At 70.7% G+C, this 7,562-nt stretch carries 8 protein-coding genes; 1 reads left to right on the forward strand and 7 read right to left on the reverse strand.

Annotation, left to right across the window (positions count from 1 at the left end):
* Positions 1 to 150: 150 nt before the first annotated feature.
* The 7 genes from AXW62_RS37215 to AXW62_RS37245 all read right to left on the reverse strand — a co-directional run bounded on the left by AXW62_RS37215 (position 151) and on the right by AXW62_RS37245 (position 6,985).
* Entirely contained in the window at positions 151 to 1,341 is a 1,191-nt protein-coding gene (locus AXW62_RS37215) for an NAD(P)/FAD-dependent oxidoreductase (RefSeq protein WP_174556475.1), read from the reverse strand.
* A complete protein-coding gene (locus AXW62_RS37220; protein ID WP_030825897.1) occupies positions 1,338 to 1,535 on the reverse strand; it encodes a ferredoxin in 198 nt (65 codons plus the stop codon). The genes AXW62_RS37215 and AXW62_RS37220 overlap by 4 nt, the downstream gene beginning before the upstream one ends.
* An 18-nt stretch (positions 1,536 to 1,553) precedes the next feature.
* Positions 1,554 to 2,792 carry a cytochrome P450 gene (locus AXW62_RS37225; RefSeq protein ID WP_060948283.1) on the reverse strand — a complete coding sequence of 413 codons (1,239 nt, stop codon included), beginning with the start codon at positions 2,790 to 2,792 and terminating at the stop codon, positions 1,554 to 1,556.
* A 120-nt stretch (positions 2,793 to 2,912) separates the two neighbouring features.
* Positions 2,913 to 3,773 carry a sensor histidine kinase gene (locus tag AXW62_RS37230; protein ID WP_252368877.1) on the reverse strand — a complete coding sequence of 287 codons (861 nt, stop codon included), beginning with the start codon at positions 3,771 to 3,773 and terminating at the stop codon, positions 2,913 to 2,915.
* 11 nt (positions 3,774 to 3,784) lie between these two features.
* Positions 3,785 to 4,528, reverse strand: a complete 744-nt coding sequence (locus AXW62_RS37235) for a response regulator transcription factor (RefSeq protein WP_060948284.1) — start codon at positions 4,526 to 4,528, stop codon at positions 3,785 to 3,787.
* 89 nt (positions 4,529 to 4,617) lie between these two features.
* Positions 4,618 to 6,027: an acyltransferase gene (locus AXW62_RS37240; protein WP_079105495.1), complete on the reverse strand. Its 1,410-nt coding sequence runs from the start codon at positions 6,025 to 6,027 to the stop codon at positions 4,618 to 4,620.
* Positions 6,028 to 6,169: 142 nt separating this feature from the next.
* Positions 6,170 to 6,985, reverse strand: a complete 816-nt coding sequence (locus AXW62_RS37245; protein ID WP_060948286.1) for an HD domain-containing protein — start codon at positions 6,983 to 6,985, stop codon at positions 6,170 to 6,172.
* A 187-nt stretch (positions 6,986 to 7,172) separates the two neighbouring features.
* Between AXW62_RS37245 and AXW62_RS37250 the strand changes: the two genes are divergently transcribed.
* Positions 7,173 to 7,559, forward strand: coding sequence for a VOC family protein (locus AXW62_RS37250; RefSeq protein ID WP_159061044.1), 387 nt, complete (start codon positions 7,173 to 7,175; stop codon positions 7,557 to 7,559).
* The last annotated feature ends 3 nt before the right edge of the window (positions 7,560 to 7,562 follow it).

The following is a 7,562-nucleotide window of genomic DNA, read 5'->3' on the forward strand; positions in this document are numbered from 1 at the left end:
GGGACCGGGGCCGACGGGCGGGCGGTGGCTCCGGGCCGGAGACGAACGGCCCGGAGCCACCGCCGCACCGTCGTGCACCGGAGCCACCCCCGCCGCCACCGTCGTGCACCGGAGCCAGCCCCGCCGGAGCCACCCCGCCGCACCGTCGTGCTACGCCCCCTCCGGCACCAGCTCACCCACCGCGTCCCGCCACGCGGCCCGCGTCGCGACCGCCTGCCGCCAGGTGCGCACCGTCCTCGGCGGCATCCCGACGGCCAGCACCCCGGCCACCCGGTCCCCGCAGCGGTAGGCGGCCAGGAACTTCCGTTCCTCCAGGGCGCCCTCGACGACCGCGATCTCCTCATGGCCGCGCAGTCGGCCATGGGCCTGGATCCGCAGGTCGTACTGGTCCGACCAGAAGTACGGCACCGGGGCGAACGGCCGCCGCTCGTCCGGGCGGAGGAGGTTGCGGGCCACGGCCATGCCCTGTTCGGTGGCGTTGGTCCGGTGCTCGATCCGCATCGCCGTTCCGAACAGCGGGTTGTGCCAGCGGGCCACGTCCCCCGCGCCGTACACCCCCGGCGCGGCGGCGCTGTACTCGTCGCACTCCAGGCCGTCGCCCACGGTGAGGCCACTGCCCTCGAGCCAGTCGGTGTTGGGCACCGAGCCGATCGAGACCAGTACCTCGTCGGCCTCGACCAGGGTGCCGTCGGCCAGCCGCACCCCGCCGTCGGCCACCTCCGTCACCGTGACCCCGGTGCGCAGGGCGACACCGTGGTCGTGGTGGACCTCGGCGAGCATCCGCCCGACCGGCTCGCCGACCGCCGGGGCCAGCGGCACCGGCGCCGGCTCCAGCAGCGTCACCTCCATGCCGAGCCCCCGTGCCACGGCGGCCGCCTCGGCGCCGAGGAACCCGGCACCGACCACGACCAGCCGCCGCCCCGGGCCCAGCCGGTCCCGCAGGGCCAGGGCGTCGTCCAGGGTGCGCAGCACATGGGCGCGCTCCCCGCCGTCGCCGGGCAGCCGGCGCGGGCGGACGCCGGTGGCGATGACCAGGCCGTCGTACGGCACCCGCGCCCCATCGGCCAGCCCGACCGTACGGCCGGCCAGGTCGAGCCCGGTCGCGGCGGTCCCGAGGCGCAGTTCGAGGCCGAGCGCGTCCAGATCGGCGGGTGCGCGCAGCGCCACCCGGTCGGCCTCCCACTGCCCGCCGAGGATCTGCTTGGACAGCGGCGGCCGGTCGTACGGGTGGTGCGGCTCCTCGCCGATGAGCGTGATCGTGCCCTCGTACCCCTCCCGGCGCAGCGTTTCCGCCGCGGCGAGACCGGCGGCGGAGGCGCCGACCACCACGATCTGCTTCACTCCTCGACCACCCGTATCGCCGCCGCCGGGCAGACCACTGCGGACTCCCGGACATCGGCGTGCAGCGCGGCGGGGGGCTTCTCGTCCAGCAGGACCACGATGCCGTCCTCCTCCCGCTGGTCGAACACATCAGGGGCGATCATCACGCACTGGCCTGATGCCACACACTTGGGCACATCGACTTCCACACGCATGGCTGACTGGGCTCCTCGTTACCAGGTGACGGGCAGTTCGTAGACGCCGTAGATGGCACCGTCGTGTTTGAACGGTAGTTGGTCGATCGCGGTCGCCAACCGCAAAGTGGGAATCCGGCGGTAGAGCGTGCTGTAGACCACGTGCAGCTCCAGCCGGGCGAGCGGCTGGCCCAGGCACTGGTGGACGCCGAAGCCGAACGCCATGTGGCGGCGGGCGTCGCGGCTGATGTCCAGCCGCTCGGGCTCGGGGAAGACCTCCGCGTCCCAGTTGCCGGTGCCGGTGTAGATGACGATGCCGTCCCCGGCGCGGATGGTCTCGCCGCCGATCTCGATGTCTTCCAGCGCGACCCGGCGCCGGCCGTTGTGCACGATGGACAGGTAGCGCAGCAGTTCCTCGACCGCCCTGGCCACCGCCTTGGGGTCGTCGGTCTCCCGCAGGGCGGCGAGCTGGTCGGGGTGTTCCAGCAGCGCGACGGTGCCGAGGGCGATCATGTTGGCGGTGGTCTCGTGACCGGCGATCAGCAGGAGCACGCCCATGCTGGCGGCCTCGCGCTGGGTCAGTTCACCGGCCCTGACCCGGGCGGCCAGCTCGGAGAGCATGTCGTCGGCGGGGTCGGCGAGTTTGACGGTGACCAGCTTGTCCAGATAGTCGGTCAGCGCCTCGTTGGCGCGGAACACCTCCTCGACCGACGACTCCATGTTGATCAGCCGTGCGCTGTGCTCCTGGAAGAAGTCGTGGTCCTCGTACGGCACCCCGAGCAGCCGGCAGATCACCAGCGACGGCAGCGGCAGCGCGAAGGCGCGCACCAGGTCCACCGGGGTCGGCCCGGCCAGCATGGTGTCGATCAGATCGTCGGTGATCTTCTGGATGTCGGGCCGCATGGCCTCGACCCGCTTGATCGCGAACGGCGCGGTGACCATCCGGCGGATCCGGGCGTGCTCGGGGTCGTCCATGCCAAGGAACGTCCGCCTCCGCTTGGCGTTCTCGCGGAAGCCTTCGTTCGGGTGCGGAAAACCGGGCACCAGGGGGTTGGCGCTGACCCGCGGGTCGCCGAGCAGCGCGCGCTGGTCGGCGTGCCGGGTCACCAGCCATGGGGTGCTGCCGTCCCACAGCCGTACCTTCGCGATCGGCCGCTCGCCCTGCAGCGCCCGTGCGGCCGGGGCCGGGGCGAAGGGGCATCCGGCGGCCCGCGGCATGGGAAACGCCGCGAGCGGCTCTTCCGCCTCGGTCGTGGTCTCTGCGAGCGTCTCGGTCATGTCTCTCCTCGGGTGGGGGATTCCGACAGGAGCGGAGCGCGAACCTTCGCGATACGGGGACGTGAACCTTCGCTTGGGGACGTGGTGACCAGCGAACCTCCTCGACCTGACCCCTTACGGTCAGTTTGCTGACGAAACGCTGACAGCGGGAAAGGCCAGGGTGACCGTGGTGCCGCGGCCCGGCGCGCTGTGCACGGCCACCTCACCGCCGTGCCGCTCCACCACCAGCCGCACGATGGTGAGCCCGAGGCCGCCGCCCGGCTCGCCGCGGCCGTCCCCGGAGCGGGGGGCGGTGAGCCGGGCGATGTCCCGCGGCCTCATGCCCGGCCCCTGGTCGCTGACCGACAGCTCGACGCCCGGCTCCCCGCCGGACCCGGCCACCGGCCCGCGCACCGCCACGGTCACCGGGGACCCGGCCGGGGTGTGCCGCAGCGCGTTGTCCAGCAGGTTGCGGACGGCGTGCCGCAGCATGCGGTTGTCGGCGACGAGGGTCGACCGGCCCGCGTTCTCGCGTGTGATGGGGCGTCCGGGGTCCAGCAGCCCCAGGTCCGCCACCGCCTCGTCGGCCACGTCCCGCAGATCCACCGGCCCCGCCTCCAGCGGCCGTACCCAGGAGTCGTCGGCGCGGGGGAACACGTGCTGGACCGCCTGGTGCATATGGTCGGCCTCGTCCTGGATCCGGCGCAGGGCGCGCACCATCAGCTCGGGGTCGTCGCTGAGCCCCTGGAGCGGGAGTTCGGCCCAGCCGCGGATGGTGGTCAGGGAGGTGCGCAGCTCGTGCAGCAGCACCTCCAGCCGCTGCTGGCGCTCGTACGGCTCCTCCTGGGGGCCCCGGCCGCCCCCGGGGCGCTCGGCCCCGTGGTTCTTCTCGTTCATCCCGTGCTCGTTCGCGCACGGCTCGTTCGTGCAGCGTTCCTTCGTGCAGCGTTCGTTCGTACCGTGCTGGCTCATACCGCGCTCGTTCGTACCGTGTTCGCTCATACCGCGCTCGTTCATACGGTGGTGAGCTGCCCGAGCCAGTAGCCGAAGCCACGCCGGGTGTGGATCAGGGCGGGCCCGGCCTCGTCGACCTTGTGGCGGAGGCGGGAGACCAGCTTCTCGATGGCGTTGTCCCCGTAACGCCTGTGGTCCGCCAGCCACAGGTGCTCGCCGATCTGCTCCTTGGACAGCACCTGCCCCGCGTTGACCAGCAGATAGCGCAGCAGCCGGAACTCCGCCGGGGTCAGCTCCAGCGCCCGCCGCCCGCGCCGGGCCTGACGGGTCGTGTCGTCCAGCACCAGATCCGCGTAGCGCGGTGACGGCTCCTTGCGCCGCCGGTTCCGGGTGCGCAGCAGTGCCTGCACCCGGGCCAGCACCTCGGCGATCCGGAACGGCTTGGTGACGTAGTCGTTGCCGCCGATGCCGAGGCCGGTGACCAGAGAGTCCAGCGAGTCGCGGGCGGTGAGGAAGAGCACCGGCGGATGGTCCTCGTCGGCGGCCACCAGGCGCCGGCACACCGTGAAGCCGTCCAGGTCGGGCAGCATCACATCCAGGATCACCAGATCGGGCCGCTCCGCCCCGACCCTCGCCAGCGCCTCGCTCCCGGTGGCCGCGGTGCCGACCCGGTAGCCGGCCAGTTCCAGGGTGGTGGAGAGCAGTTCGGCGATTCTGGATTCGTCGTCGACGACCAGAATGCGCTGCCCGTCACCTCGGGCGGGCATCGGCTTCTCGGGCTTTTCGCTGACACTCCCGTACACGCCATGACACTACGTGAACCGACCGTTCCGGGGCACCAGGGCCCTGACCGTGAGCGATGGGATCCGGACAGGGCCCCGACCCGTGCGCCTCAGCCGTTCCCGAAGGTCAGCGGGCATGCCTCGGCGGAATTCGCGTAACGGTGGAACCGGTCGGTCCAGGACGGCTCCCGCAGGGTCCGGACCAGGGCTCGGGGCACGGACATGTGCACATCGCGGCCACCGGGCTGGTCCGCCGGGGTCGGTGCCATGAGCACGGTCCAGGGGGTGGGAAGCGCCGGGACGTCGTACCAGAAGGGGGTGCCCTGTCCGAAGTCGAGGTCGTAGAAGGGGAGCTTCGACCAGTTGTTGATCACGATGGTGTTCTCGAACTTGTCGAGCGTCATCGTGGGCAGGATGCGCTTGAGGCGTCCTGCCTCGTATTGGGCACAGAGGAACGCCGTTTCCTGGCGTATTTTCTCCTCCGTATTCTCGGCATAGCCCGAACGGACCGCCGACGCGACCTCGCCGAGCGGGCGCGAGCGCAATTCGGCGGCGGTCATCCCAGGCCGGGTGTTGGTGACGGTGTTGCCCCAGTAGTCGTCCGGTACGGCTTCGCCGACGAACGCACGGAAGTCGGCGAGGAGACCGAGCCTTTCCGGACTGGTGTCCGGGCGGCCACGCAATGCGCCGAGGACCTTCCAGAGATGGGCGGTGAGCGCGTCATTGGTCGACACCCACCGCTTCGTACCCGCGAGGTCCGCCATCGCGGCGTCCTTCATGGCGGCCAGTTCGGCGGCCGAGAAGCGGGTGGTCACCATCGTCGACACCTTGGCGATGCTGCTGAACAGGACGCGGCCCACGTAGGCGGACTTCCGGCCTCGCTTCGTGACCGTGAAATGGGCGCTGTCCGACCGGGCGTCCCGCGCGACCGGATCCGCGAGCGCGTCGATGAGTCCGCGGTCGTGGCCGGGTTTGGCGTACCCCAGGCCCCGGTGCTCGCGCGACCAGCTCTCCAGGAACCTCATATAGGCGGACCCGTCGGCCACGGCGTGGTTCATCGTGACGCCCAGGACCGAGCCGCCGCCTTGCATATGGGTGAGCTTCACCGTGAAAAGCGGTGTGTCGCGGTCGGCCACCTGGAGCGGGTTGACCTGGGTCAGATAGCGATTGATGCCCTTTTTCGCGGTGTGATGCGGCCCATGGTCCGGCATGGGCTCGGAGGCGGTCGTCTCGATGAAACGCACACCGGAGTCGTCGCAGAGCACACTGAGGCGGCCGTCGGAATCCTTCTTCATACGGCCGGAAACCATCGGGAAGTTCCGCAGTGTCCGGCTGAGGGAGTCGCGGAGCGCTGCCCCGTCGAGCGTCTGCCGGTAGAAAAAAGTACGTGGCGTGTAAACCAGACCGATGAGCATGTCGTAAACGCTCAAGCGTATACGCTCACCGCTCGCTTCTCCGGCGCGTACGGTGAACGATCGTTGGGTGCCGTTCCCGGCAGTGGGGGATGCCGTCATTTTCATGACGCTACCTCGTCGTCAAGCGTTATTTCCTTGATGGCGACAGGTGTAGGGAAATGCCTACCCGGCGCGTTCCTGGGCCGGCCCGTACCGCCTGCCCCCCGGTCAGGACCAGGGGGCAGGAGATGTTGCCTGGCGCTGCCCGTCAGTCCTCGAAGGGCGCGGCGAGCAGCAGGTCCTCCACGGTGGGCACCGGGAAGTCGGGGATGTGGCGGCGGCCGACCTCGGCGAAGGGGTGCATGAGTTCCGCCATGGGCTTTGTGCGGCACAGCGACAGAATGTTGTCGACCGCCTCCTGCTTGAAGCCCTTCCTGGGGAAGGCGGTGAGCACTTCGTCGAGGATGTCGGACGGGATCTGCTGCAGGCCGTTCCCGGAGAAATCCATTCCGGAGCCGACGGAGATCATGGCGATCTCGGGCCGCTTCCGCGTCGCGATGCCGATGTTGGTGTGCAGGGCGATCGCGTCCCAGACCACCGCCACTCGGTCGGCGGACATGCGCTGTTCCTTCAGGAACCGCTGCGCGGCGTCGGCGCCGTCGACCTCGAAGCGCTCCGTCGGGGTCTGGTACGCCTTGACCAGCCCGAGGTCGTGCAGGACCGCGGAGACGAACACCAGCTCGCGGTCGTAACGGACGCCGCGCCGGTCGAATACCAGACAGCCGAAGAGATAGGTCCGCAGGACGTGGTTGAACAGCGTCTCGGTGGACGCGTTCCGGGCGAATGCCGTGGCTTTCCGGGCCACTTCGGTGTCGGGGATGCGGACTCCGGCCACCACCGTGGGCAGGGCATCGGCGCTGAAACTCGAAGCCGTGTCAGGCGTCGCCTTCGAGGCCGCGGCGGCGGGGGGAGTGGACATCGCGGTGGCGAGGGCGGATGCCGCGCCGATCGCGGCGACGCCGGCTCCACGGTGCAGAATCGTGCGCCGGGTGACGTTTTTGGCTTCATTGCTCTTGTCGGACATGCGTGCGGCCTTCTGATCAGCGGTTGATGTCGAAGAGCCTATGAACGGTGTCGGCGAGCCAACAGCGGCGAAAATGCCGAGAGCCCCCGGATTCTCGCCAGCGGAAATCCCGCCGCCCCGCCGCCGGGCGGTGCGGCCGGCTGTCCGCTTCGCCCCGCTCCGCCGCGCTCCGCCGCGCTCCGCCGCGCTGAGCGGGCCGGACCGCTCACCCTGGTCGGCCTCGACCCGCGACGCGCCATCCTGGCCGTCCCCGCCTCCCCAGCCGGGGCGGCGGGGACTCTGGTGCGAGGTCCCGGACTTCGTCGTGCTCGACCGCGAGGAGGACGGCAGCCTCGAGATCGGGCCGCGCGAAGGGTTCGGCGGCCCGCAGCCGACGATCATCCTCAGCCCCACGGACGAGCCGCAGCGGGGGAGGCCCCGGCTGCACATCGACGTCAACGCCACCGACCGCGATCAGGACGCCGAGCTCGAACGCCTCCTGAAGCTCGGGACGCGCCCGGCCGACGTCGGCCAGACCGGCGAGGAGCCCTGGCCCGTTCTCGCCGATCCGAACACGCGTGACCAGCAGTTCTAGACT

Source organism: Streptomyces hygroscopicus subsp. hygroscopicus (assembly GCF_001553455.1).
Lineage (GTDB): Bacteria > Actinomycetota > Actinomycetes > Streptomycetales > Streptomycetaceae > Streptomyces > Streptomyces hygroscopicus.